The sequence below is a fragment of the Nonomuraea sp. IBHARD001 genome, from assembly GCF_056106265.1.
Window position 1 is genome coordinate 2,693,447 of record NZ_JBWBBW010000002.1, and the last position, 22,499, is coordinate 2,715,945.

Genomic DNA, 22,499 nt, shown 5'->3' on the forward strand with positions numbered 1-22,499 from the left:
CCTTCCATGCTCACCCTTCATGATCACCCTTCATGCTCACTCTGCGTGACTGCTTTCGGCTAGGCGTCGCGCAGTGACTTGAGCAGGTCGATGTCCCTGCGGTGGCCTTCGGCCTTGCCGGGGGTCTCGATGCAGATCGGCACTCCGGCGACGGCGGGGTGGCGCATCATGTCGGCGAACGGCCGGGCGCCGATCTGGCCGGCTCCGATGTTCTCGTGGCGGTCCTTCTTGGCGCCGCACGCGTCCTTGGAGTCGTTGGCGTGGATCAGCTTGAGACGGCCGGGCGCGATGGCGTGCAGGGCGTCGAACGTCTCCTTCACCCCGCCTTCGGCGGCCAGGTCGTGCCCGGCGGCGAAGGCGTGGCAGGTGTCGAGGCAGACGTTGGCCCTCGGATGCCAGTCGAGGGCGGCCAGATAGGGCTCCAGGTCCTGGACCGTGGCGCACAGCATGGCGCCCTGCCCGGCCATTGGTTCGAGCAGCAGGTCGGGCCCGCCTTCGGGGATCTCCTCCAGCAGGGGCAGCAGGTGCTCGTGCAACTGGCGCATGGCGTCGTCGCGGGGCTGGCTCACCGCCGATCCCGTGTGCACCACCACGCCGAGCGCACCGCAGTCGACACCGCGCCGCAGCGTGTGCCGCACGATCGCGATCGAGTGGGCCAGCGTCTCGGGATTGGGTGAGCCGAAGTTCACCAGATAGGGCGTGTGAATGTAGGCCGGCATACCGGACTCGGCCATCATGGCGTCCTCGGCGGGCTTGCCCTCGGTCAGCGCCCAGCCGCGCGGATTGGTGACGAACACCTGGACGACTTCGGCGCCGATCTCGGCGGCGTACTTCAGGCCGCCCGTCGCCAGGCCGCCGGTGACGGACACGTGTCCGCCGATCAGGGATGTTGGGGTCATGATGCGTGCCAGTCTACGTCCGGTGCGGCACGCGCTCACGCTCCGTCGTCCCCGGGCGTCAGGTGTTGGAGCATGACACGAAAACACCTGGGCAAGGCCGGGCCCGGTTCGGAGTTCTGGAGGCTGGACCGGGGATGCCAACGATGTGTGTACTCATGGCATGCCGAACGCGACTCAGTCAGGACTGGCCGGCTTCAACGCGCTCGCCGCCGACGCGGCCGAGGCCGAGCTGCTCACCTGCTGTGCCAGCGGCGCCTTCGCGGCGACCGTGACCGCCCAGCGCCCCTACCGTGACCCCGGCCGGTTGGCCGACGCGGCCGTCGCCGCCGTACTGGCGCTGGACTGGCCCGAGGTGCTGGCGGCGTTGCGCGCCCATCCCCGGATCGGCGAACGGCCTGCGGGCGACGGGCGCGAGGCGTCGTGGTCGCGCCAGGAGCAGGCCGGGGTGCGTGAGGACCTGCGTGCGGCGCTGGCCGAGGGCAACAGGGCGTACGAGGCCAGGTTCGGGCACGTCTACCTGATCTGTGCCAGCGGCCTGCCCGGCGAGGTCATGCTGGCCAGGTTGCGCGAGCGCCTGGCCGGTGAGGAGGAGGCCGAGCGCCTGGTCGTGCGCGAGGAGCTCGCCAAGATCACCCGGTTGCGCCTGGAGAGGCTGGTGGGCGCGTGAGCTTCTCCACGCACGTCCTCGACGCCGTGACCGGCCGTCCGGCGGTGGGCCTGGCCGTACGCCTGGAGAGTGCGGAAGGGGCCCTGGTGGGAGCGGGGCGCACCGACGACGATGGGCGGATCAAGGGCTGGAATCCGCAGGCCGGTGTGCACCGGGTCGTGTTCGACACCGGCGCGTACCTGCGCGAGACGTTCTATCCGGAGGTCGTCATCACCTTCACCGTGCGTGACCCGGCCGAGCATCACCACGTGCCGTTGCTGCTCAGCCCGTTCGCGTACTCCACCTATCGAGGGAGCTAATCGCACATGTCCGTCATTCTCGGGCCAAACCGATACGGCAAGGCGGAGACGAGGGTCGTCCGTGTCGTCAGGGATGGCGCGATCCACCACATCAAGGACATCAACGTCTCCTCCGCCCTGTCGGGCGACATGGACGACGTGCACCTGACCGGCTCCAACGCCAGCGTGCTGCCCACCGACACGCAGAAGAACACCGCCTACGCCTTCGCCAGGAAACACGGCGTCGACCAGATCGAGGACTTCGCCCTCCTGCTGGCCAGGCACTACGTCGACACCCAGCCGTCGGTGCACCACGCCCGCGTCCAGATCGAGGAGTACACCTGGGGACGCATCCCGGTCGAGGGGCCGCAACGGCACTCCTTCGTCCGCGACGGCGGCGAGGTCCGCACCTGCGTCGTGCACCACGACCGCGACGGCCGCAGCAGTGTGGTCTCCGGCCTGAAGGACCTCGTCGTGCTCAACTCGACCGGCTCGGAGTTCCACGGCTTCGTCGTCGACGAGTACACCACGCTGCGGCCCACCACCGATCGCATACTCGCCACCGCCGTTTCCGCGCAGTGGCGGCACGTCGCGGACGCCTGCGACTACGCCGAGTCCTACAGTGAGGTGCGGCGCTGCCTGCTGGAGGCGTTCGCCGGCACCCACAGCCTGTCGTTGCAGCAGACGCTCTACGCGATGGGCGAGCGGGTGCTGGCCGCCCGCGAGGAGGTCTGCGAGGTGCGGTTCGCGATGCCCAACAAACACCACTTCCTCGTGGACCTGTCGCCGTTCGGCCTGGACAACGACAACGAGGTCTACCACGCGGCCGACCGGCCCTACGGTCTGATCGAAGGCGCGCTCCTGCGGGAGAACGCGCCCGACGCCGCCTTCGCCTGGGAGTGACGATGCAATTCCTGCGGCCCACCACGTGGGCGGAGGCGCTGGCCGCCAAGGCGGACCTGCCCGAGGCGGTGCCCATCCAGGGCGGCACCGACGTCATGGTCGAGATCAACTTCGATGTGCACAGGCCCAAGGCGCTGCTCGACCTCAATCAGGTCGCCGAGCTGCGCGAGTGGGAGCGCCAGGGCGACCTGATCCGGGTCGGGTCCGGCGTGCCGTACGTGCGGATCATCGCCGAGCTCGGGCGGGAGCTGCCCGGTCTCGCGCAGGCCTCGCGGACGGTGGGCTCGCCGCAGATCCGCAACCGGGGCTCGGTCGGCGGCAACCTGGGCGCGGCCTCGCCCGCCGGTGACGCGCACCCGCCGCTGCTGGCCGGTGACGCGGTCGTCGAGGTCGAGTCGCGCGAGCGAGGGGTACGGCTGATCCCGGCGTCGGAGTACTACCTCGGCGTCAAACGCAGTGCGCTACGGCCGGACGAGCTGATCAGGGCCTTCCGCATGAAGGCGGCGAGCGGCCCGCAGTACTTCTCCAAGGTCGGCACGCGCAACGCCATGGTCATCGCGGTGTGCTCGTTCGCCGTCGCCCTGCACCCGGCCGAGCGCAGGGTGGGCACGGGCATCGGCTCGGCCGCCCCGACGCCGCGCCGTGCGCTCGAGGCCGAGGAGTTCCTGGCCCGCGAGCTGGACTGGGAGGCCCGCCTCGACCCGGCCGTGCTGCGTCGGTTCGGCGAACTGGCCGCCGCTGCCGCCTCGCCGATCGACGACGTGCGCGGCACGGCCGACTACCGCAGGCACGCCGTCGGCGTCATGGCCAGGCGCACCCTCACCTGGGCCTGGAACGAGCACCGCTCGGGACACTTCGACAGGAGGACCGGCTGATGCGGGTCAACTTCACCGTCAACGGCCGCCAGGAGGCCGTCGACGACGTCTGGGCGGGCGAGAGCCTGCTCTACGTCCTGCGCGAGCGCGTCGGCCTGCCCGGCTCGAAGAACGCCTGCGAGCAGGGCGAATGCGGCTCGTGCACGGTCTACCTCGACGGCCTGCCCGTGTGCGCCTGCCTGGTCGCGGCCGGTCAGGTCGAAGGCCGCGAGGTACGCACGGTCGAGGGCCTGGCCGAAGGCGACCGGCTCGACGCCGTGCAGGAGGCGTTCGTCGAGTGCGGCGCCGTGCAGTGCGGCTTCTGCACGCCCGGCCTGCTCGTCCAGGCGCACGACCTGCTCGAACGGGTGCCCGACCCCTCGGACGCGCAGATCCGCGAGGCGCTCGCGGGCAACCTGTGCCGCTGCACCGGCTACGAGAAGATCCTCGACGCCGTACGGCTGGCCGCCGAGCGGAAGGCCGCCGCTCGATGATCATCGAGAACGTGTACATCGCACCCGTGTCCGGCCCGGAGATCCCCTCCGGCCACCTGCGGATCGGCGACGGCAGGATCACGGCGATCGGCGCGGGCCCCGCTCCGCACGCGCCCGGCGAGGAGCGGATCGACGGCTCCGGCATGCTGGCCACGCCCGGACTGGTCAACACCCACCACCACCTCTACCAGTGGGCCTCGCAGGGCCTGGCGCAGGACGCCACCCTGTTCGAGTGGCTGGTCGCCCTCTACCAGGTGTGGGCGGCCATGGACGCCGAGGTGGTCAAGGGGGCCGCCGCCGCCGGGCTCGGCTACCTCGCGCTGTCGGGCTGCACCACGTCCTCCGACCATCACTACCTCTTCCCCAAGGGCAGGGGCGATCTGTTCGCCGCCGGGGTCGAGGCGGCGCGCGACCTCGGGATCAGGTTCCATCCCGTGCGCGGCTCCATGGACAGGGGGCGCTCCCAGGGCGGGCTGCCGCCCGACGTCGTGGTCGAGTCGCACGAGGAGATCCTGGCCGAGAGCGCCGCCGCGATCGACCGCTACCACGACCCGTCCTTCGACTCCAGGCTGCGGGTGGCCGTCGGGCCGTGCTCGCCGTTCTCGGTGAGCGCCGAGCTCATGGTGGACGCCGCCGCGCTGGCCAGGGCCAAGGGCGTGCGCCTGCACACCCATCTGGCCGAGACGCTGGATGAGGAGGAGCACCTGCTGGAGCAGGTGGGGATGCGGCCGGTCGACTACATGGCCGAGCTCGGCTGGCTCGGGCCGGACGTGTGGTTCGCGCATGCCGTACACCTCAGTGACGCCGACATCGACGCCTTCGCCGCCACCGGCACCGGGTCTGCGCACTGCCCGAGCTCCAACGCCAGGCTCGGGGCCGGCATCGCCAGGGTGTCGGAGATGCTCAGGCGAGGGGCGAACGTCGGGCTCGGCGTCGACGGCGCCGCCTCCTCCGAGCTGACCACGCTGGCGGGCGAGATGCGCCAGGCGCTGCTCTTCCAGCGCGCCGCGTACGGCCCGGCCGCGCTCACCGCCAGGCAGGCCCTGGAGATCGGCACGCTGGGCGGCGCACGCAACCTCGGGCGCCAGGACGAGCTCGGCTCGCTGGAGGTCGGCAAGCTGGCCGACATCGCCCTGTGGCGCGTGGACGGGCCGCACGCCTCGGCCGTCACCGATCCGGTCTGCGCCCTGGTGTTCTCGGCCAGGCCGCTCCCGCTGGCCAGGTTGCTGGTCGGCGGCGAGACGGTCGTGTCGGACGACGTGCTGGTCACGGTGTCGCAGGAGGAGAGCGGCCGGGCGGGCGCGGCCGCGCATCGGCGGTTGCTCAAGCTGGCCGACGAGCAGGGGTTCACCGTCGCCAAGGAGGTGCACTCCTGACGTTCGGCGTGCGGCCGTGCGGCGGTCAGCGTGCGGCCGTGCAGCCGTCGGTCAGGCAGGCGCGGCTGCGGCTGCGGATGTGGGCGCACACGTCGCAGCGGTAGTAGTCGTGGCCGGAGCCGTCCTTGGCCGGGGCGAGGGTGCGGAACATCTCGCTCAGGCCGGGCAGCAGCCGGTAGCCGCCGCCCGTCACGTCGGCGATCGACACGTCGTGGTGGTTCTGCGTGGCCCCGCAGTCGTGGCAGTGCATCCGGTGCGTGTCCGACATGAGTGCCGCCTTTCCTTCGTGCCGAGGCGCTGGGTCGCCGAGGCAACGCTCTCGCGGGCGGGCGGGGGCAGACTCCCTCCGATGAGGTGATCGGGCTCCGACGAGGTGATCGGGGACGCCTATACGGTCAGCTCGCGCTCCAGCGGGGTACGGATGCGCGGGGTCACCCGGACGCCGGACAGCCAGCGCGTCAGGCGATCGGCCTCCAGGCGCACCGCGTCCCGCGCCTCGGCCCCCACGTCCTGCAGGAGCCGCACCACGATCTCGCCGTCGGCGCGCTGGGCCCACCCGCCGACCACCGCGCCGTCCCACCACACGGTGGGCCCGGCATTGCCGTTGCGGTCGAACAGCCGCTCGCGGTGCGAAGGCGGAAGATACCAGTCGCGATGGCGCCATCCCATCGTCGTCGGATCGAGCGCGGGCAGCAGCGCGGCCCACGGCCCGGCCTCATCGGCCTCCTCCACGTCCCCGGGCAGCACGAGCCCCCTGACCCTCTCGCCCTGCGCGCCGGCGATCGCCACCTCCTCGGCCGAGACCGCAGCCAGCGCCCGCCTAACCTCGCCCAGCGGCCATCCGGTCCACCAGCGCACGTCGTCCTCGGTCCCGGGCCCGAACGCGGCCAGCCAGGCCCGCACCAGCTCGGCCTGCGCCTCGGCCACCGGCATCGGCGCGAAGGGCGGCGACGCGGCCCAGCGGTGCTGCCCGCTGATCCAGGAGCCGCTCGGCCGGCCGGAGCGCCGGATGAGGCCCTCGGCCGCCAGGACGTACAGCACCCTGGTCCCGATCGCCTGCCGTGCTTCGTACGGCTTGCCCGGCGCGACCGTCACCTGCTCGCGCAGGCGGGGGATCTCGGCGCTCAGCTCGGCCGCGGTGGCGTCGATCCGGGAGCCGAGCACGTCGAGCACGGCGCGCTCGGCCTCGGCCAGCCAGGCGGCGTCCCAGCCTCCGGCCTCGGCCAGCAGCTTGAGCAGCTGCCTGCGCTCCCTGACCGCGATGGCCGCGGTGCTGGAGTGCTGCACGACGGGGGCCAGCGCCGACGGCACGACATAGACCGTGCGCCGCATGCCCGTCATCCGCACGAGCGTCCTGTCGGTGTAGAGCGCCGTCTCGACGGCCTCGTGCCCGCCCGCACGCGTCCTGGCGGCGACGGACAGGAACACGCTCGCCGGATCGGTGCCGTGCAGGACGACGACGGATTCGGCCGCCGCCTCGACGCTCCCGGCCCTCGCCCCGGCGGCCAGCGCGTGGCGCGACCCCAGCCTGGCCCTCCGCTCCCGCGTCGTGATCTCGCGCATCCGTGCCCCCTCGACCTGTCGCCACCCCGAAGCACGGAGCGTAGCGGTGCCCGCCGACAGTCCGGCTTGGACCAATGCACAAGCGGAGGCGGGAATGCGGGCACGAGCTTGGGAGCTATCGCCCCTGGCGCCCCGTGCGCCCGGCTGTGTGTACTGGAGCGGTCGTCAGGCCGGTGGAGCGCAGGTGTGATGATGGGTCACTGCCGGCACGCCGTCCTACCCGCTCGCACCGGGCAGAACGGCGTGTCCGCCCATTGTCCATGACTTCGCGGGAGCATGTAGTGGTTGAGCACGTCCTGATCGCGCCGGACAAGTTCAAGGGGTCGCTGACGGCGGCCGAGGTCTGCGCGGCGATCGCCGAGGGGCTGGGCGTGCCCAGTGTCTCGCTGCCGGTGGCCGACGGCGGCGACGGCACCGTCGAGGCGGCCGTCGCCTGCGGGTTCGCCCGCGTCACCCTGGAGGTGAGCGGCCCGACCGGTGAGCCCGTCGCGGCCTCCTACGCCCGCAGGGACGCCACGGCCGTGATCGAACTGGCCGAGGCGTCCGGCCTGCGCAGACTGCCGGACGGCCTGGCCCCGCTCACCGCCACCAGCTACGGCACCGGCGAACTCATCGGACACGCCCTGCGCGAGGGCGCCCGCCGCGTCGTGCTCGGCCTGGGCGGCAGCGCCTGCACCGACGGCGGCGCCGGACTGCTGCAGGCGCTCGGCGTCAGGTTCCTCGACTCCGAGGACGGCGAACTCGGCAGGGGAGGCGCCGAACTGCGCCGCCTGGAGCGCATCGACACCCACGGCCTGCCCGATCTGTCGGGCGTGGAGTTCGTGGTGGCCTGCGACGTCGACAACCCGCTGCTCGGCCCGAACGGCGCCGCCGCCGTGTACGGCCCGCAGAAGGGCGCATCGGCCGAGCAGGTCAAGGTGCTGGAGGGCGCGCTGGCCAGGTTCGCCGCCGTCGCCGCGCACACCCACGGCCTGGTCGGCGCCATCGAGCACGACGACGTCGTCCGACCGATGGGTGTGGCCGGGCAGGAGGGCGCGGGCGCCGCCGGAGGCGTGGGGTTCGCCGCGCTGGCCTTCCTGCGGGCGGAGGTCAGGCCCGGCATCGACTACCTGCTCGACCTGCTCGACTTCCCCGCCCAGGTCAAGGGCGCACGCCTGGTGATCACCGGTGAGGGCTCGCTGGACGCGCAGTCGTTGCGCGGCAAGGCGCCCATGGGCGTCGCCGAGGCCGCGGCCAGGGCGGGCGTGCCGGTCGTCGCGGTGTGCGGGCGTACCTCGCTGACCGGCGACGAGCTCAAGGCGGCGGGCATCGAGGCCGCCTACGCGCTGACCGACCTCGAACCCGACGTCGACCTCTGCGTGGCGCAGGCGGGTCCGCTGCTGCGACGGCTGTCCGCACGCGTGGCCGCCGACCACCTCTGACCCGGAGAAAGGCCTCACCCATGTACGACCTGGTCGTCCGCTCACGCCGAGCCGTCACGCCCGACGGCGAGCGCGCCGCCGCGGTGGCCGTACGCGACGGTGTCATCACGGGCGTGCACGCCTACGACGCCGACCTGCCCGCACGTGAGCGGCACGACCTCGGCGACGTGGCGTTGCTGCCCGGCCTGGTCGACACGCACGTGCACGTCAACGAGCCGGGCCGCACACACTGGGAGGGCTTCGCCAGCGCGACGAGGGCGGCGGCGGCGGGCGGCGTGACGACGATCGCCGACATGCCGCTCAACTCGCTGCCGCCCACGGTCAGCGTCGAGGCCCTGCGCGTCAAGCAGGAGGCGGCACACGGCCAGTGCCATGTGGACGTGGCGTTCTGGGGCGGCGCGATCCCCGGCAACACCGCCGCGTTCCGCCCCCTGCACGAAGCGGGCGTACGCGGCTTCAAGTGCTTCCTGTCCCCGTCAGGCGTCGAGGAGTTCCCCCACCTGACAGAGCACGAGGTACGGCGGGCGCTGGCCGAGGTCGCCTCCTTCGACGGCCTCATGATCGTGCACGCCGAGGACCCCGCCCTGCTGAGCGAGCCGCAGGGCCCCTCCTACGCCGACTTCCTCGACTCCAGGCCGGGCACGGCCGAGAGCGCGGCGGTGCGAAGGGTGCTGGCCCTGGCGGCCGAGACCGGCGCCCGCGTCCACATCCTGCACGTCTCCAGCGCCGAGTGCCTGGAGCCGATCGAGGCCGCGCGTGCGGCGGGCGTGCGCGTCACGGCCGAGACCTGCCCGCACTACCTCACGCTGGCCGCCGAGCAGGTGCCCGAAGGCGACACCTCCTACAAGTGCTGCCCCCCGATCAGGTCGCAGGCCAATCGCGACCGGCTGTGGGAGGGCCTGGCCAGGGGCGCGCTGCAGTGCGTCGTGTCCGACCACTCGCCCTCGACGGCCGACCTCAAGGTGCCCGACTTCGCCGCCGCGTGGGGCGGCATCGCCTCGCTGCAGGTCGGGCTGCCCGCGGTGTGGACCGAGGCCGAGCGCAGGGGGCACGGCCTGGCCGACGTCGTGCGCTGGATGGCCGAAGGCCCGGCCGCGCTGGCCGCCATCGCGGGCAAGGGCGCGCTCAGGGCCGGGTACGACGCCGACCTGGTCGCCTTCGACGCCGATGCCGGCCTGGTCGTGCGGGCGGGCGAACTCCGGCACAAGAACCCGGTCACGCCGTACCACGGCCGCACGCTCAAGGGCGTCGTGACCACCACCTGGCTGCGTGGCCGCCCCGTCGGCGGCGACCCGGCGGGCCGTTTCGTCTGAGAGAGGCACACCAGTATGAGCAGTGACTTCACCCGGCTTCCCGACCTGGCCCTGCGTTCGCTGGGCGGCTCGGTCATCGCCGCGAACGACGAGTCCTTCGCCGAGCGTGAGGCCCTGATCCGTCCCGGCAGACCGGCCTTCCAGGCGCACACGTTCGGCAACAAGGGGCAGGTGTACGACGGCTGGGAGACCCGCAGGCGCAGGGGGCCGGGCCACGACTGGGCGCTGATCCGCCTCGGCCTGCCCGGCGTCGTACGCGGTGTGGTCGTCGACACGGCCTGGTTCAAGGGCAACTACCCGCCGCACGCCTCGGTGGAGGCGGCGTCGGTCGAGGGCTATCCGGAGCCGGGGGAGCTGGAGCGGGCCGACTGGACGCCGATCGTGGCCAAGAGCCCGCTGGGCGGCGACGCCGAGCACTTCTTCGAGGTCGCGGACGAGCGCCGCTACACCCACGTGCGGCTGAACATGTATCCCGACGGCGGCATCGCCAGGCTGCGCGTGCACGGCGAGGTGGTGCCCGACCTCAAGCTCTACGACGGGCTCACCCTCGACCTGGCCGCCCTTGAGCACGGCGCGCTCGTCACCTCGTGCTCGGACGAGTTCTACTCCTCGCCGAACAATGTCATCGCGCCCGGCCTGTCCCGGCACCAGGCGGAGGGCTGGGAGACGGCCAGGCGGCGCGACGACGGCAACGACTGGCTGATCATCAGGCTGGCCGGGCCCGGCGTGGTCAGGCTGGCCGAGATCGACACCACGAACCTGATCTTCAATGCGCCCGGCGCGGCCTCGCTCGAAGGCTTCGACGGCGAGACGTGGATCCCGCTGCTGGGCAGGACGGCGCTGCGGCCCGACACCAACCACCGGTTCCGGCTGCAGGAGCAGGGCCCGGTCGTCAGCCAGGTCAGGGTGAACATCTTCCCCGACGGCGGCCTGGCCAGGGTCCGCCTGCACGGCTTCCTGGCCTGACCCCGGCTCCTCGGCGGTCTCAGTGCCAGAGCACGACCTGGCTGCCCGCAGGGCGTTCGGTGCCGCCGATCGGCTGCTGGAGCCTGACCCGGCCGCTGCCGCCCAGGATCTGCTTGACCTTCACCCGGTAGCCCAGGTTGCGCAGCTCGTTGCGGGCGTCGTTGACATTCTTGAACATCACATTCGGGATGATCTGGAAGGTCTGCTGGTCGTCGGCCTCGGTGTCGTTGAGCCGGTCCCACCACGAGCGCCAGTCGTTGCAGCGCGCCACCGTCACCCTGACCAGCACGCCCTTGTCGACCTCGGCCTTGGCCTTGGGGTCCTGGGCGATGACCGTGCACGGCTCGGCGTCGTCGTCGACCTCGTCGATCTGGACCTGGAAGCCCTGCTCCTGCAGCAGCCTGGCCACGTCGTCCTTGGGCATGCCGGTCAGGTCGGACATGAGCAGGCCGGCGCTGAGCACGATGTCGACCTTCGTGCCCTCCCTGACCTGGTCGCCGATGCCCGGCTTGGTGCGTACGACGCGGTCGCGTGGGACGGTGAGGTTTTGGATCTTGGACACGTCGTCGAGCCGCAGCCCGGCCTCGGCGAACTTCGAGGCGGCCTCGTCGCGGGTCAGGCCCGCCACATTGGGCACCGCGACCCGCTTGGCGCCGAGCGAGGGCACCAGCGTGAGCGTCGCGCCGCCCTCGACCTCGGTGCCGCCGGGCGGGTCCATGCCGAGCACGAGGTCCTTGCCGACCTTCTCGTCGTGCCTGCCCTCGGCCAGCGTCACCTTGAAGCCCTTGGCACGGGCCTCCTGACTGGCCATCTGGACGTTCTTGCCCAGCAGGTCGGGCACGGGGACGTACTTGCCCTGGGAGAACCACCAGCCGGTGGCCACCATCGCGCCCACCATGACGACGGCGAGCCCGACCAGCAGCCAGTTGGGCCGCCAGCCGCCCCTGCGCGCGGGAGGCGCCGGAGGAACGGGCACCGAGGTCGGCACCTCCGAACGCGGCTGGACCAGCGTGTGGTTGGCGTAGGGGCGCTGCGGCATCGGCCTGGCGCCCGACATCGAGTGCGACATCGGGGGAGTGCTCTCGCGCGGCAGCAGGCGATGCGCCTCGACCGCGGCCACCAGCATGGCGCTGGCGTCGCCGGGGCGGTGCTGCGGGTCGCGCGCGGTCGCCTGGGCCACCAGCGAGTCGATGAGGTGCGGCGTCTCGGGCACCAGCGAGGAAGGCGGCGCCACCGTGTCGTGCACGTGCCGGTAGGCCACCGACATCGGCGTCTCGCCGTGGTAGGGCTGCTGGCCGGTGACCAGCTCGAACAGCATGATGCCCGCGGCGTAGACGTCGCTGCGCACATCGGCGCCGCCGGTCGTCACCTGCTCGGGCGACATGTAGCCGATCGTGCCGATCATCACGCCCGTGCGCGTCTGGTTGCTCGCCTCGATCGCACGGGCCAGGCCGAAGTCGACGACCTTGACCCGGCCGTCGTCGGTCAGCAGGACGTTCTCCGGCTTCATGTCGCGGTGCACCATGCCCTGCTGGTGCGCGGCGCCGAGCGCGGCGAGCACCGGGATCATGATCTCCAGCGCCTCGCGGGCCGGCAGCCTGCCCCGCTGCTGCAGCAGCTCACGCAGGGTCTTGCCCGGAACGTACTCCATCGACAGGTACACGATGTCGCCATCGGTGCCCTGGTCGAAGACGTGCACCACATTGGGGTGCGACAGGGACGCCACCGACTTCGCCTCGCCGATGAACCTCTGCACGAAGGAGGGGTCCTCGGCCAGCGAACGGTGCATCACCTTGAGCGCGACCGTGCGATCGAGCCTGACGTCCAGAGCCAGGTAGACCGTGGCCATGCCGCCCCGGGCGATCCGGGACTCGATGCGATAGCGCCCGTCGAGAAGCCGCCCGACGAGGGGGTCCGCAATGGTCGTGTCCACCTGGCTGAGTTTACGGGCGTTTTGCCACCGGCATAGCCTGAGCATCCCAAACCGATGCCGAGCCGTTCCACACACCGGCCCCCACCAGCGCGAACGGCATGCTCAGCGGCCCAGCGGCGAGGACGCCTCGGCGTAACGCCTGCGTGGGATGCGTCCCGCCTGCCGCGCCAGCCTCCCCGACACCACGGCCAGGCGCATCGCCTCGGCCATCGCCTCCGGCCGCTGCGCCCTGGTGACGGCCGTGGCCAGCAGGACGGCGTCGCAGCCGAGCTCCATGGCCAGGGCCGCGTCGCTCGCCGTGCCGATGCCCGCGTCGAGGATCACGGGCACGCCCGCCGCCTCGACGATGAGCTCGATGTTGTGCGGATTGCGGATGCCGAGCCCCGAGCCGATCGGCGCGCCGAGCGGCATCACGGCCGCGCATCCCGCCTGCTCCAGGCGTCGGGCCAGCGCCGGGTCGTCCCCGATGTACGGCAGGACGACGAAGCCGTCGGCGACCAGCCGCTCGGCCGCGTCGAACGTCTCGATCGGGTCGGGCAGCAGCGTGCGCTCGTCGGCGATGACCTCCAGCTTGACCCAGGCCGTGCCCAGCGCCTCACGGGCCAGCCTCGCCGTCAGCACGGCCTCGCCGGCGGTGAAGCAGCCCGCTGTGTTGGGCAGCACCTTGATGCCCCTGGCGCTCAGCACGTCGAGCACCGAGCCCCTGGCCGACGGGTCGAGCCTGCGCATGGCGACCGTGGTCAGCTCGGTGCCCGAGGCGACGAGCGCCTGGTCGAGCACCTCCAGCGAGGGGGCGCCGCCGGTACCCATGATCAGCCTGGAGCCGAACTTCTCGCCCGCGATGATCAGCTCATCCACCCTGCACCGCCGTGAGCACCTCGACCTTGTCGCTGTCGGCGAGCGTCGTGGACTCCCACGAGCTCCTGCTGACCACCTCGTCGTTGACGGCCACCGCGACGCCCGTGGTGGCAGGGGTGAGCCTGCGCACGGCCTGGGCGACCGTCGTGCCGTCGGCGACCTCGTGCGGGTCGCCGTTGATCGTCACGTTCATCCGTTGCCTTTTTCCGCTGTCACATGGTCGGTGCGGGTGGGGGAGTCGCCCGCGAAGCGTCCGGGGGAGCAGTGCGCGGCCAGCTCGTGCCCCGGTCCCCGTACGAGCTCGGCGGTGAGCGGGGCCAGCAGCACGCCGCCGCGGTGGTGGCCGGTGGCCAGGGTGAGACCGGCCTGGCCGCTCGGGCCGATCAGCGGCAGGTTGTCCGGCGTGCCGGGCCGCAGCCCCGCGACCGCGTCGCGCAGCTCCAGCTCGGTGACGCCAGGCACCAGCTCGCGGGCGTCGCGCAGCAGTTCGTACAGGCCTCCGGCCGTCACCCTGGTGTCGAAGCCGAGCTCCTCCTGCGTCGCGCCCACGACCAGCTCGCCGTCGCTCCTCGGGACGAGATAGACCGAGGAGCCGTGTACCGTGCCGCGCACACATCTGCTCAGCAGCGGCGCGGGGGAGCCCAGGCGCAGGATCTGGCCCTTCACCGGGCGCACCGGCAGTCCGGCCAGCTCGGCGCTCCAGGCGCCCGCGGCCAGGACCACCTCCTCGGCGCGCACGTCGCGGCCGTCGGCCAGCCGTACCCCTGTCACCCGGTCGCCCTCGCGCAGCAGCTCGCGCACCCGGGCGGGCAGCAGCGGGACGCGGCGGGCGCGCAGGGCGGCCAGGAGGGCGGCGCTCACCCGGCGCGGGTCGACCCACGCGTCGCCCTCGGCCAGCAGGCCGCCGCGCACCGCAGGGGCCAGCATGGGCTCCAGGCGGCGGCACTCGCGGCCCGAAAGGCGCGAGACCGGAAGGCCGAGCACCGCCATGAACGCGGCGAGCTCGTCGAGCGCGGTCAGGTCGTCGGCCGCGAACGCCACGTCGAGCGTCCCGTCGGTGCGGTAGTCGAGGTCGTGCCCGCTGTCGGCCGCGAGCTCGGCGGCGAAGCCGGGCCAGGCGTCGAGCGCGGCCAGCCCCAGGCGCAGCAGCGGCTGCTCGGTGTAGGTGACCTCGCTCACCGGCGCCAGCATGCCGGCGGCGGCGTGCGAGGCGCCCGAGCCCGGCGCGGGGTCCACGACCGTGACGTCGCGCCCCTCGCACGCCAGCCGCCAGGCGATGCTCAGCCCGACGACACCGCCGCCGGCCACGACCGTGCCGCCGCCTGGTGTCCGCTCGCTCATCAGGGGAACTCCGCTCCCTTCGCCGGCATGACCCGGATCAGGTTCATTGCGGTCGAAGGCCACCGAGCCTTCCTCTCAGCCCGGTGTGAAATGGCCGGGCTCCCGCGCGTCTTGCTACCTCCACCAGGGTACGGCGTCGCGATGAAGGCGCGAATTCGCCCCTTCTTTACGAAATCGCCATTGGCGTTGTCCCCCGCGGGCAACCTAAGGTCAAGAGCGTGGATCACGTCGTGGTGGTAGGAGCGGGACTGGCAGGGGTGCGAAGCGTCGAGGCGCTGAGGGCTCGCGGCTACGGCGGAAGGGTCACGCTGGTCGGCGAGGAGCCGCACCGGCCATACGACCGGCCACCCTTGTCCAAGGCCGTCCTGCTGGGCGAGAGCGACTCCACCTACGTCGACTCCGACCTCGACGCCCTCGAGGTCGACTTCAGGTCGGGCGTGGCGGCCAAGGGCCTGCGCGAAGGCGTCGTGGAGACCACCGAGGGCGAACTACCCTACGACGGCCTGGTCATCGCCACCGGCGCCGAGCCCATCAGGCTGCGCGGCGAAGGCCGCCAGTACGTCCTGCGCACGATCGACGACGCCCTGGAGCTCAGGGCGCGCCTGACGCCCGGCGCCAAGGTCACCGTCATCGGGGCCGGCTGGATCGGCGCCGAGGTCACCACCGCCGCCCACCGGGCCGGATGCGAGGTCACGGTCGTCGAGGCCGCGCCCGCCCCGCTGGCCCACGCGCTCGCCCCCGAGGTCGGCGCCCTGTTCGTGCCCTGGTACGAAGGCATCGACCTGCGCCTTTCGGCCATGGTCGGCTCGGTCGACCCCGGCGGTGTCACCCTCACCGACGACGACAAGATCTCCTCCGACGTCGTGGTCAGCGGCATCGGCGTGCGTCCCTCCGTCGACTGGCTGGCCGGGTCCGACATCGACCTGCACAACGGCGTCGTCACCGACGAGCACCTGTGCACCTCGCTGCCGAACGTGGTGGCCGTCGGCGATTGCGCCGCGTGGTGGTCGCGCCGGTTCCAGGCCCGGCTGCGGGTCGAGCACTGGGACACCGCGCTCGGCGCGCCCGACGTCGCGGCGGCCACCCTGCTCGGCGACGTCGCTGTCTACGATCCGGTGCCTTACTTCTGGTCGGAGCAGTTCGGCCACATGGTCCAGTACGCTGGCCACCACGCCGGAGCCCGGTTACTGCACCGTGGAGACCCCACGGCGGGAGGAAAGTGGGCGATCTGCTGGCTGACCGGCGACGACACGCTCGCCGCGATCCTCACCGTGGACCGTCCTCGCGATCTGGTCCAGGGACGGCGGATCATCGAGGGCGGGCAGCGCCTCGACGTCGCCAAGCTGGCCGATCCGGCGGTAGCCGTACGTGACTGTGTTGTTTGAGCAAGGACGCGATGTGGTAGTGGTGGATTCGTGACGCTTTCTGTTGCAGAGATCGACCGGGAGACCGACGAACTCGTTGGCGAGTGGCTCCCGCTCCCCGAAGTGGCCCGGCGCATGGGCCTGACCATCGGCAGGGCCAAACAACTGCTCAAGGACCACAAGCTGATCGGCGTGCGAAGAGGAGGCGGCGGACCCCAGGTTCCCGCGGTCTTCCTCGACGGCGACGACGTGGTCAAGGGCCTGCCAGGCACCCTCACCGTGCTGCTCGACCAGGGGTTCAACGAGGCGGAGTCGCTTCGGTGGCTGTTCACCCCTGACGAGTCGCTCCCGGGTGCGCCCATCGACGCGATCAAGGCGGGTCGCCATACCGAGGTCAAGCGACGTGCCCAGGTCCTCGGCTTCTGACCCTTCGGCCGACCGCGCGACCCGTCTGGCCGATGCCAGGCTCTACCTCTGCACCGACGGCCGCCGCTCGCGTGGCGACCTGGCCGATTTCCTCGACGCCGTGCTCTCGGGCGGCGTCGACATCGTCCAGTTGCGCGAGAAGGGGCTGGAGGCGCGTGAGGAGCTCGCGCTGCTCGAGGTCTTCCGTGACGCCTGCGACCGGCACGGCGCCCTGCTGGCGGTCAACGACCGGGCCGACGTCGCCCATGCGGCCAGGCCCGACGTGCTGCACCTCGGACAGGACGACCTGCCCGTGGCCGTGGCGCGGGAGATCCTGGGCGAAGAAGTGATCATCGGCCGCTCCACGCATTCCGCCGCCGAGGCCTCGGCGGCGGCCGTGCAGGAGGGCGTCGACTACTACTGCTGCGGCCCCATCTGGCCGACTCCCACCAAACCAGGACGGCACGCTCCCGGCTTCCCGCTGCTCAGGCATGCGGCGGGGCTGGCGGGCGGGCGGCCCTGGTTCGGGATCGGCGGCATCGACCTCGCCAACCTGGACGAGGTGCTGGCCGCAGGGGTGAGCAGGGTCGTCGTCGTCCGGGCGATCACCGAGGCCGAGGACCCGGGGGCAGCCGCCGCCGAGTTCGCCAAGCGACTGGCCTCGTAGACGCTGCGGCGTTTCTCCCCGGGTGCGTCAGGGCTTGCGGGAGGTCGCCGCCGGTGGGCCTCAGGACTTGCGTGAGGTCGCCGCGACCGCCAGCTCGACCAGGGCCGCCCTGGCGCCTGCGGCGACGGGAGCCTCGTCGAGGGCGTGCAGCGCGTCCTCCAGGTAGGTCCCGATGAGCTCCTCGCAGGCCAGCAGCGCGCCCGTGCCCTCGATGATCTCGCGAAGCGCGGCCACACCGGCCGGGTCGAGCGCCGGGTCGCCGAGCAGGGCGCGCACGGTCGCCGCCTCCGCGGGCGTGGCCGCCGCCAGCGTGCGGGCGATGAGCATCGTCCGCTTGCCCTCGCGCAGGTCGTCGCCCGCGGGCTTGCCGGTCTCGGCCGGGTCGCCGAACACGCCCAGCACGTCGTCGCGCAGCTGGAAGGCGATGCCCACCTTCCTGCCGTAGTCGACGCAGAGCCGGTCGACCCACTCCGGCGTCGCGGCCGTGCCCAGCGTGAGGCCCAGGCGCAGGGGCTGCTCGACGGAGTACTTGCCGCTCTTGTAGAGGGCGACGCGCAGGGCCGAGTCGAACGTGTTCTCGCCGTGCGCCTGCTCCAGCAGGTCGAGGTACTGCCCGCACATCAGCTCGGTGCGCATGTGGTCGTGCATCGGCTGGGCGGCGGCGAGCGCGTGGGCGGGCATGCCGCTCGTGCGCCACATCTCGCCCGACCACAGCAGCAGCAGGTTGCCCAGCAGGATCGCCGCGCCCTCGCCGAACTGCTCGGCCGAGCCCTGCCAGGCGGCCTTCTCGTGCTGGGCCTGGAAACGCCGGTGCGCCGACGGCATGCCCCTGCGCAGGTCGCTCTTGTCCATGACGTCGTCGTGCACCAGGGCGCTGGCCTGCAACAGCTCAAGGGAGGCGGCGGCGGTGTAGACGGCCGGGTCGTCCTCGCCGCCCGCGGCCCGCCAGCCCCAGTAGCAGAACGCCGGACGCAGCCGCTTGCCACCCGCCAGCAGGTCCTCGGCGGCCGAAAGAAGGGGCTCCAGGTCGGGCCCGCTGACGAGCGGGCGCTGCCTGGCGACGAACTCCCGCAGGGAACGATCCACCTGGGTACGGAGGGCGTCCATGCTGGCGACGTGAGAGTTCATGCCCTTGAGAGTAGTGGCCGGGCGGGCACACATCGATCTCTCGTGGTGGACATGGCCTTTGACGAACGCCACGGAACGGTAACCTTGGAGCATGGCATTGGGTCGATCCTCCATGTTTCCCGAGCGCGTCCCCACCGTTCGCGATCTGCTCGCCCAGGGCGACAGGTCGTTCTCGTTCGAGTTCTTCCCGCCCAAGACCGATGAGGGTGAGCGGCAGCTCTGGCGTGCCATCCGAGAGCTGGAGGCGCTGCGCCCCACCTTCGTCTCCGTGACCTACGGCGCCGGGGGTTCCACCCGCGACCGCACGGTCGACATCGTCGAGCGGGTGGCACACGAGACCACGCTCACGCCCGTGGCGCACTTCACGGCCGTGAAGCACTCGCTGCGTGAGCTTCGTCACCTCGTGGGCAGGTTCGCCGACGCCGGGGTGCGCAACATCCTGGCCGTGCGCGGCGACCCGCCGGGCGACCCCATGGGCGAGTGGGTCCAGCACCCCGAGGGCGTCCTCTACGCCGAGGAGCTGGTCAAGCTCATCCGCTCCTCCGGCGACTTCTGCGTCGGCGTCGCCGCCTTCCCGTACAAGCACCCGCGTTCGGCCACGATCGAGTCCGACACCGACTACCTGGTCCGCAAGTGCCGTGCCGGAGCCGACTACGCGATCACCCAGATGTTCTTCCAGGCCGACGACTACCTGCGCCTGCGCGAGCGCGTGACCGCACGGGGCTGTGACACGCCGATCATCCCCGGCATCATGCCCGTGACGCAGTTCAGCACGATCGCCCGCTCGGAGCAGTTGTCGGGCGCTCCCTTCCCGCCCGAGGTCGCGGCCCGCTTCGAGGCGGTCGCCGACGACCCCGCGGCCGTGCGGGCCCTCGGCATCGAGCACTGCGCCGAGCTCTGCCAACGGCTTCTCGACGAGGGCGCGCCCGGCATCCACTTCATCACCTTCAACCGCTCCAGCGCCACGCGCGAGGTCTTCCAGCGGCTCGCGATCCCGGCCGCCCTCTGAGCGAACGGTTGACCGCCTGGCCTCACGACGAGGTGATGCCGGGCGGTTCGTTGTTTCCTCGGCACCTGCACCGAACCTCGACTTCCGCTGCGCCGTGGGAGCACATCGGTCTGGTCGACTGTGGTGGTATGAGGGTCAGGGTGGGTGTCGCCGCGTTTCTCACTCCGGTGGCGCTGGGGTTGTGGGCCGTGGGGCCGGTGCTGTTGTGGGACTTTCTGCTGTGGCTGTACGGGCCGGTCTTTCCTCAGGCCGTGGCGGTGGTGGTCGGGGTGCCGGTCGTGGGGATGGTCGCGGGCGGGACCGGCGTGTGGTGGTACGACTGGTCGGGGCGGTGGCTGGGGGCGGTCGTCGGGCTGCTGGCCGCCGACGTGCTGCTGGTCGCCGGTGGCGGGCTGCTCACGTGGGGGCTGCTGTTCGGCGGGTTCCTGGGCGGCTGAGCGGGTACGGCCGACGCCCGGGAAGATGACGCCCGGGAAATTCTGAGAAAGTCGCATCCGGGATGTCGACTCCCGTGGGTCCGCTTCGACCTTTCCGTGACAGCACCACGACAGCGGATTACGAGGAGCGAGACCATGGGGAACGTCGTTCTGTGGATGCACCAGTCGATCGACGGATATGTCTGCGGGCCCGAGGGCGAGTTCGACTGGCCGGTCGTCGGGCCGGAGCTGAGCGCCTACGGGCAGGAGCAGTCCAAGGCCACCGGCGCCTTCCTCTACGGCGCCAACGTCTACCGGGGCATGGCCTCGTACTGGCCGACGGTCGACCAGGACCCCGACTGCCATCCGCACGACCGTGACTTCGCCCCGCTGTGGCGGGACACGCCCAAGTACGTCTTCTCGCAGTCCATCGAGGCGGCCGGGTGGAACACCCAGGTGCTGCGCGGCGACCTGACCGAGGAGGTGCGCAGGCTCAAGGGCTCGGTGGCGGGCGATCTGGTCCTGTACGGCGGCGGGCGGATCGCGGGGGCGTTCCTGCGGCTGGGTCTCGTCGACGATCTGAGGGTGTTCGTCCATCCGGTCGCGCTCGGCGGGGGCGAGCCGCTGTTTCCCGAGGGGGAGCGCGTCAAGGTCCGCCTGGTCGAGGCCCGGACCTTCGGCGACGCCGTCGTCCTGCTGCGCTACGCGCCCGTGCGCTGAGCCCTACTTCGCGCCCCGGGCCAGCGGCAGGGCCACGCCCGCGATCGCGTAGTGCTCGTGCCCTCCGGGAAACACGAACTGCGACAGCAGATCGGTGAACCCCATCGACCGGTACAGATGCCGTGCGGCCGTGGGCTGGTCATGGGTCGACAGGACGGCCGACCGCTCCCGATGTCCCTCGCACAGTGCGTGGATCATCGCGCGGCCGATGCCCTTGCCCTGGTAGTCGGGATGGACGTGGATCTCGGCGAGTTCGAAGGTGTCGTCGAGCCAGGCGTGGGCCACGGCCGGGCCCGCGGCCGTGGTGAGGGCGTGGTGCACGACGTCGTGCCACCACTGGCCGGGCGTGCCGTGGAAGCCGTAGGCGAAACCGACCGGCTTCCCGTCCGGAAGTTCAGCGAAATAGCACTGAAAATCGGGATAAGTCCCGTGATTTCGCATGATCGCGCACCGCCCGGCTACTTGATCGGAAGGCGGGTGCATCGCGGCGGTGTAGATATCCATCACGGAATCCAGGCGTTCGGCGAATTCGAGCCGATCCATCCCGCGAAAGGAGATCATTCGACCTCGACCGCGACGCCCCCGGTGATCCGGAGCAGCTCGTCGAAACTCGTCGGGAACACGGTGTGCGGATGCCCGGCCGCGGCCCAGACGACGTCGTACTTGCTCAGCCAGGTGTCGACCAGCGTGCGCACGGGCGCGGGGTGCCCGACGGGTGCGACGCCGCCGATCGGCTGGCCGGTGGCCTGCCTGACGAACTCGGGACTGGCCCGCCGTACCTTCGTGAAGCCCGCGACGGCCGCGATCAGCGAGGTGTCGACGCGGTGGGCGCCGCTGGTCAGGACCAGGAGCGGGGTGGCGTCGGCGTCGAAGATGAGGCTGTTGGCGATCGCGCCGATCTCGCAGCCGAGCTGGGCGGCGGCCGTGGCGGCCGTGGGCGCGGAGTCGGGCAGCAGGACGATCTCGCCGGGCGCGCCGAGGGCGCGCAGGATCGCCTCGACGTGGAGGGCGTTGGCGGGCAACTTTTCTGACACAGGCCCACTCTAATCAGATTGACCAATTGATTACCTGGAGTGCGTGGTGCGCTAGGGTCATTTGTTCACAATGTTAAGGATTTGAGGGGATGATCACGGTGGGAGCTGGGCAGAGGCGGCTCGGACTGGCTGCTCTCATGACGGCGGGCACACTCCTGCTCGCCGGAGCCGGCGCCGGCATGGCGCAGGCTTCGACGTCAGCGGGACCAACGACAACAGCGACGACGGCGGCGGCGACGGCCTCCCCGGGCAAGCAGCTCAAGCTCGGCGCCAAGGGCGCGGACGTCAAGTGGCTGCAGCAGCGGCTCACCGAGCTCGGCTACCGCCCGGGCAAGCCGGACGGCCGCTACGGCGGCACCACCCTGGCGGCCGTGTGGGCCTTCCAGAAGATCAACGGTCTCAAGACCAGCAGCACGATCGGCGCGAAGACCTGGGCCGCCCTGGACAACCCCAGAGCGCCGAAGATCCTCGTGCCCAAGGGCAAGGCGACCCGCGCCGAGGTGAACCTGAGCAACCAGACCATGGTCCTGTACGTCGGCAACCAGGTGAAGCTGATCACGCACATCTCCTCGGGCAGCGGCGTGGCGTACTGCGAGACGACCACCTGGCAGGGCAAGGCGCAGCGCTTCTGCGGCAGCGCCAGGACGCCGACGGGCGACTACAAGACGACCTGGCGCAGGAGCGGGTGGCACAAGTCCTACCTCGGCCAGCTGTACAACCCGATCTTCTTCAACGGCGGCATCGCCTTCCACGGCGCCCTGTCGGTGCCGCTGTACCCGGCCTCGCACGGCTGCGTGCGGCTGCCGATGAACGTCGCCGAAGAGCTGCCCGGCCTGCTCGGCACCGGCGTGCCCGTACACGTCAAGGGCCGTTTCCAGCGCTGAGCGCAC

At 71.7% G+C, this 22,499-nt stretch carries 26 protein-coding genes and 1 riboswitch; of the genes, 16 read left to right on the top strand and 10 right to left on the bottom strand.

Going from position 1 to position 22,499, the window contains the following annotated elements; all coding sequences use genetic code 11:
* Positions 1-59 precede the first annotated feature (59 nt).
* Positions 60-899: a deoxyribonuclease IV gene (locus tag ACTWNK_RS14490; protein ID WP_474304461.1), complete on the bottom strand. Its 840-nt coding sequence runs from the start codon at positions 897-899 to the stop codon at positions 60-62.
* A 160-nt stretch (positions 900-1,059) separates the two neighbouring features.
* Between ACTWNK_RS14490 and uraD the strand changes: the two genes are divergently transcribed.
* Genes uraD through ACTWNK_RS14520 form a run of 6 tightly spaced genes read left to right on the top strand, consistent with a single transcriptional unit; the run spans position 1,060 to position 5,471 of the window.
* Positions 1,060-1,566, top strand: coding sequence for a 2-oxo-4-hydroxy-4-carboxy-5-ureidoimidazoline decarboxylase (gene uraD, locus ACTWNK_RS14495; RefSeq protein ID WP_474304462.1), 507 nt, complete (start codon positions 1,060-1,062; stop codon positions 1,564-1,566).
* A complete protein-coding gene (uraH, locus tag ACTWNK_RS14500; RefSeq protein WP_474304463.1) occupies positions 1,563-1,865 on the top strand; it encodes a hydroxyisourate hydrolase in 303 nt (100 codons plus the stop codon). Before uraD ends, uraH begins: the two co-directional genes overlap by 4 nt.
* 6 nt (positions 1,866-1,871) lie before the next feature.
* The gene (gene pucL, locus ACTWNK_RS14505; RefSeq protein ID WP_474304464.1) at positions 1,872-2,747 is read left to right on the top strand and encodes a factor-independent urate hydroxylase; all 876 of its coding nucleotides are present in this window, start codon (positions 1,872-1,874) and stop codon (positions 2,745-2,747) included.
* Positions 2,748-2,749: 2 nt separating this feature from the next.
* A complete protein-coding gene (locus ACTWNK_RS14510) occupies positions 2,750-3,622 on the top strand; it encodes an FAD binding domain-containing protein (RefSeq protein WP_474304465.1) in 873 nt (290 codons plus the stop codon).
* A complete protein-coding gene (locus tag ACTWNK_RS14515; protein WP_474304466.1) occupies positions 3,622-4,095 on the top strand; it encodes a (2Fe-2S)-binding protein in 474 nt (157 codons plus the stop codon). The genes ACTWNK_RS14510 and ACTWNK_RS14515 overlap by 1 nt, the downstream gene beginning before the upstream one ends.
* Complete coding sequence (locus ACTWNK_RS14520) at positions 4,092-5,471, top strand: 8-oxoguanine deaminase (RefSeq protein WP_474304467.1); 1,380 nt, start codon at positions 4,092-4,094, stop codon at positions 5,469-5,471. Before ACTWNK_RS14515 ends, ACTWNK_RS14520 begins: the two co-directional genes overlap by 4 nt.
* Positions 5,472-5,496: 25 nt before the next feature.
* Here ACTWNK_RS14520 and ACTWNK_RS14525 read toward each other — a convergent pair whose 3' ends face one another.
* The gene (locus ACTWNK_RS14525; protein ID WP_474304468.1) at positions 5,497-5,739 is read right to left on the bottom strand and encodes a hypothetical protein; all 243 of its coding nucleotides are present in this window, start codon (positions 5,737-5,739) and stop codon (positions 5,497-5,499) included.
* Between the two features lie 119 nt (positions 5,740-5,858).
* Positions 5,859-7,034: a winged helix DNA-binding domain-containing protein gene (locus ACTWNK_RS14530; RefSeq protein WP_474304469.1), complete on the bottom strand. Its 1,176-nt coding sequence runs from the start codon at positions 7,032-7,034 to the stop codon at positions 5,859-5,861.
* Positions 7,035-7,294: 260 nt separating this feature from the next.
* Here ACTWNK_RS14530 and ACTWNK_RS14535 point away from each other — a divergent pair, with 260 nt between their 5' ends.
* Genes ACTWNK_RS14535 through alc form a run of 3 tightly spaced genes read left to right on the top strand, consistent with a single transcriptional unit; the run spans position 7,295 to position 10,734 of the window.
* Entirely contained in the window at positions 7,295-8,455 is a 1,161-nt protein-coding gene (locus tag ACTWNK_RS14535; protein WP_474304470.1) for a glycerate kinase, read from the top strand.
* Positions 8,456-8,475: 20 nt separating this feature from the next.
* The gene (gene allB / locus ACTWNK_RS14540) at positions 8,476-9,768 is read left to right on the top strand and encodes an allantoinase AllB (protein ID WP_474304471.1); all 1,293 of its coding nucleotides are present in this window, start codon (positions 8,476-8,478) and stop codon (positions 9,766-9,768) included.
* A gap of 15 nt (positions 9,769-9,783) precedes the next feature.
* Complete coding sequence (gene alc, locus ACTWNK_RS14545; RefSeq protein ID WP_474304472.1) at positions 9,784-10,734, top strand: allantoicase; 951 nt, start codon at positions 9,784-9,786, stop codon at positions 10,732-10,734.
* A 19-nt stretch (positions 10,735-10,753) separates the two neighbouring features.
* On the opposite strand, the gene pknB is transcribed toward alc, so the two are convergent.
* The 4 genes from pknB to thiO form a co-directional block, all read right to left on the bottom strand.
* On the bottom strand, positions 10,754-12,667 hold the full coding sequence (gene pknB, locus ACTWNK_RS14550; protein ID WP_474304473.1) for a Stk1 family PASTA domain-containing Ser/Thr kinase: 1,914 nt from the start codon (positions 12,665-12,667) through the stop codon (positions 10,754-10,756).
* A 102-nt stretch (positions 12,668-12,769) separates the two neighbouring features.
* Positions 12,770-13,525, bottom strand: a complete 756-nt coding sequence (locus tag ACTWNK_RS14555; protein WP_474304474.1) for a thiazole synthase — start codon at positions 13,523-13,525, stop codon at positions 12,770-12,772.
* Positions 13,518-13,718 carry a sulfur carrier protein ThiS gene (gene thiS, locus ACTWNK_RS14560; RefSeq protein WP_474304475.1) on the bottom strand — a complete coding sequence of 67 codons (201 nt, stop codon included), beginning with the start codon at positions 13,716-13,718 and terminating at the stop codon, positions 13,518-13,520. Before thiS ends, ACTWNK_RS14555 begins: the two co-directional genes overlap by 8 nt.
* The gene (gene thiO, locus ACTWNK_RS14565) at positions 13,715-14,866 is read right to left on the bottom strand and encodes a glycine oxidase ThiO (protein ID WP_474304476.1); all 1,152 of its coding nucleotides are present in this window, start codon (positions 14,864-14,866) and stop codon (positions 13,715-13,717) included. The genes thiS and thiO overlap by 4 nt, the downstream gene beginning before the upstream one ends.
* Positions 14,864-14,982: riboswitch (TPP riboswitch) on the bottom strand. Its footprint overlaps the gene before it by 3 nt.
* A gap of 102 nt (positions 14,983-15,084) precedes the next feature.
* Between thiO and ACTWNK_RS14570 the strand changes: the two genes are divergently transcribed.
* From ACTWNK_RS14570 to thiE, 3 genes are read left to right on the top strand one after another with little or no spacing between them, the layout of a single operon-like run.
* Positions 15,085-16,251 (top strand): NAD(P)/FAD-dependent oxidoreductase, encoded by a 1,167-nt coding sequence (locus ACTWNK_RS14570; RefSeq protein WP_474304477.1) that lies wholly within the window; start codon positions 15,085-15,087, stop codon positions 16,249-16,251.
* Between the two features lie 30 nt (positions 16,252-16,281).
* Complete coding sequence (locus ACTWNK_RS14575) at positions 16,282-16,656, top strand: Rv2175c family DNA-binding protein (protein WP_474304478.1); 375 nt, start codon at positions 16,282-16,284, stop codon at positions 16,654-16,656.
* The gene (gene thiE, locus ACTWNK_RS14580) at positions 16,634-17,302 is read left to right on the top strand and encodes a thiamine phosphate synthase (protein ID WP_474304479.1); all 669 of its coding nucleotides are present in this window, start codon (positions 16,634-16,636) and stop codon (positions 17,300-17,302) included. Before ACTWNK_RS14575 ends, thiE begins: the two co-directional genes overlap by 23 nt.
* Before the next feature lie 60 nt (positions 17,303-17,362).
* On the opposite strand, the gene ACTWNK_RS14585 is transcribed toward thiE, so the two are convergent.
* Positions 17,363-18,430: a polyprenyl synthetase family protein gene (locus tag ACTWNK_RS14585; protein ID WP_474304480.1), complete on the bottom strand. Its 1,068-nt coding sequence runs from the start codon at positions 18,428-18,430 to the stop codon at positions 17,363-17,365.
* Between the two features lie 91 nt (positions 18,431-18,521).
* Here ACTWNK_RS14585 and metF point away from each other — a divergent pair, with 91 nt between their 5' ends.
* The 3 genes from metF (at position 18,522) to ACTWNK_RS14600 (ending at position 20,575) form a co-directional block, all read left to right on the top strand.
* The gene (gene metF, locus ACTWNK_RS14590; RefSeq protein ID WP_474304481.1) at positions 18,522-19,439 is read left to right on the top strand and encodes a methylenetetrahydrofolate reductase [NAD(P)H]; all 918 of its coding nucleotides are present in this window, start codon (positions 18,522-18,524) and stop codon (positions 19,437-19,439) included.
* A gap of 128 nt (positions 19,440-19,567) precedes the next feature.
* Positions 19,568-19,876, top strand: a complete 309-nt coding sequence (locus ACTWNK_RS14595) for a hypothetical protein (RefSeq protein ID WP_474304482.1) — start codon at positions 19,568-19,570, stop codon at positions 19,874-19,876.
* Between the two features lie 135 nt (positions 19,877-20,011).
* Positions 20,012-20,575, top strand: coding sequence for a dihydrofolate reductase family protein (locus ACTWNK_RS14600; protein WP_474304483.1), 564 nt, complete (start codon positions 20,012-20,014; stop codon positions 20,573-20,575).
* A 3-nt stretch (positions 20,576-20,578) separates the two neighbouring features.
* Here ACTWNK_RS14600 and ACTWNK_RS14605 read toward each other — a convergent pair whose 3' ends face one another.
* Together ACTWNK_RS14605 and ACTWNK_RS14610 are read right to left on the bottom strand one after the other, a co-directional pair.
* The gene (locus tag ACTWNK_RS14605) at positions 20,579-21,136 is read right to left on the bottom strand and encodes a GNAT family N-acetyltransferase (RefSeq protein WP_474304484.1); all 558 of its coding nucleotides are present in this window, start codon (positions 21,134-21,136) and stop codon (positions 20,579-20,581) included.
* On the bottom strand, positions 21,133-21,609 hold the full coding sequence (locus ACTWNK_RS14610; RefSeq protein ID WP_474304485.1) for a YbaK/EbsC family protein: 477 nt from the start codon (positions 21,607-21,609) through the stop codon (positions 21,133-21,135). The genes ACTWNK_RS14605 and ACTWNK_RS14610 overlap by 4 nt, the downstream gene beginning before the upstream one ends.
* A gap of 89 nt (positions 21,610-21,698) precedes the next feature.
* Here ACTWNK_RS14610 and ACTWNK_RS14615 point away from each other — a divergent pair, with 89 nt between their 5' ends.
* The gene (locus ACTWNK_RS14615) at positions 21,699-22,493 is read left to right on the top strand and encodes a L,D-transpeptidase family protein (protein ID WP_474304486.1); all 795 of its coding nucleotides are present in this window, start codon (positions 21,699-21,701) and stop codon (positions 22,491-22,493) included.
* The last annotated feature ends 6 nt before the right edge of the window (positions 22,494-22,499 follow it).

Excerpts from the sequence above, each read along its gene's own strand:
- alc (WP_474304472.1), top strand. The coding sequence starts at position 9,784 with ATGAGCAGTGACTTCACCCGGCTTCCCGACCTGGCCCTGCGTTCGCTG.
- ACTWNK_RS14525 (WP_474304468.1), bottom strand. The coding sequence starts at position 5,739 with ATGTCGGACACGCACCGGATGCACTGCCACGACTGCGGGGCCACGCAG.
- pucL (WP_474304464.1), top strand. The coding sequence starts at position 1,872 with ATGTCCGTCATTCTCGGGCCAAACCGATACGGCAAGGCGGAGACGAGG.
- allB (WP_474304471.1), top strand. The coding sequence starts at position 8,476 with ATGTACGACCTGGTCGTCCGCTCACGCCGAGCCGTCACGCCCGACGGC.
- ACTWNK_RS14520 (WP_474304467.1), top strand. The coding sequence starts at position 4,092 with ATGATCATCGAGAACGTGTACATCGCACCCGTGTCCGGCCCGGAGATC.
- ACTWNK_RS14595 (WP_474304482.1), top strand. The coding sequence starts at position 19,568 with ATGAGGGTCAGGGTGGGTGTCGCCGCGTTTCTCACTCCGGTGGCGCTG.
- ACTWNK_RS14600 (WP_474304483.1), top strand. The coding sequence starts at position 20,012 with ATGGGGAACGTCGTTCTGTGGATGCACCAGTCGATCGACGGATATGTC.
- ACTWNK_RS14585 (WP_474304480.1), bottom strand. The coding sequence starts at position 18,430 with ATGAACTCTCACGTCGCCAGCATGGACGCCCTCCGTACCCAGGTGGAT.
- ACTWNK_RS14510 (WP_474304465.1), top strand. The coding sequence starts at position 2,750 with ATGCAATTCCTGCGGCCCACCACGTGGGCGGAGGCGCTGGCCGCCAAG.
- thiO (WP_474304476.1), bottom strand. The coding sequence starts at position 14,866 with ATGAGCGAGCGGACACCAGGCGGCGGCACGGTCGTGGCCGGCGGCGGT.
- ACTWNK_RS14615 (WP_474304486.1), top strand. The coding sequence starts at position 21,699 with ATGATCACGGTGGGAGCTGGGCAGAGGCGGCTCGGACTGGCTGCTCTC.
- ACTWNK_RS14535 (WP_474304470.1), top strand. The coding sequence starts at position 7,295 with ATGACTTCGCGGGAGCATGTAGTGGTTGAGCACGTCCTGATCGCGCCG.
- ACTWNK_RS14530 (WP_474304469.1), bottom strand. The coding sequence starts at position 7,034 with ATGCGCGAGATCACGACGCGGGAGCGGAGGGCCAGGCTGGGGTCGCGC.
- thiS (WP_474304475.1), bottom strand. The coding sequence starts at position 13,718 with ATGAACGTGACGATCAACGGCGACCCGCACGAGGTCGCCGACGGCACG.
- ACTWNK_RS14515 (WP_474304466.1), top strand. The coding sequence starts at position 3,622 with ATGCGGGTCAACTTCACCGTCAACGGCCGCCAGGAGGCCGTCGACGAC.
- uraD (WP_474304462.1), top strand. The coding sequence starts at position 1,060 with ATGCCGAACGCGACTCAGTCAGGACTGGCCGGCTTCAACGCGCTCGCC.
- ACTWNK_RS14490 (WP_474304461.1), bottom strand. The coding sequence starts at position 899 with ATGACCCCAACATCCCTGATCGGCGGACACGTGTCCGTCACCGGCGGC.
- ACTWNK_RS14605 (WP_474304484.1), bottom strand. The coding sequence starts at position 21,136 with ATGATCTCCTTTCGCGGGATGGATCGGCTCGAATTCGCCGAACGCCTG.
- metF (WP_474304481.1), top strand. The coding sequence starts at position 18,522 with ATGGCATTGGGTCGATCCTCCATGTTTCCCGAGCGCGTCCCCACCGTT.